The sequence below is a fragment of the Bacillus cereus group sp. N31 genome, from assembly GCF_016483245.1.
Taxonomy (GTDB): domain Bacteria; phylum Bacillota; class Bacilli; order Bacillales; family Bacillaceae_G; genus Bacillus_A; species Bacillus_A toyonensis.
On sequence record NZ_JAEHCH010000122.1, the window covers coordinates 1 to 236 of the forward strand.

A 236-nucleotide genomic window follows, 5' to 3' on the forward strand; every position below is an offset into this window, starting at 1 on the left:
GGGAAGTGGCTCAGCTTGGTAGAGCACCTGGTTTGGGACCAGGGGGTCGCAGGTTCAAATCCTGTCTTCCCGATATTGTTTTTGGGGCCTTAGCTCAGCTGGGAGAGCGCCTGCCTTGCACGCAGGAGGTCAGCGGTTCGATCCCGCTAGGCTCCACCATTAGTTCTTTGAAAACTGAACGAAACAAACAACGTGAAACGTCAATTTTTATTTTTAGATGCTAGACAAACTAACTT

At 49.6% G+C, this 236-nt stretch carries 2 tRNA genes; both read left to right on the top strand.

The window, feature by feature from the left end:
* Window positions 1–73, top strand: a tRNA-Pro gene (locus JDS81_RS30060).
* 10 nt (window positions 74–83) lie between these two features.
* Window positions 84–159 (top strand) — tRNA-Ala (locus JDS81_RS30065).
* Window positions 160–236 lie beyond the last annotated feature (77 nt).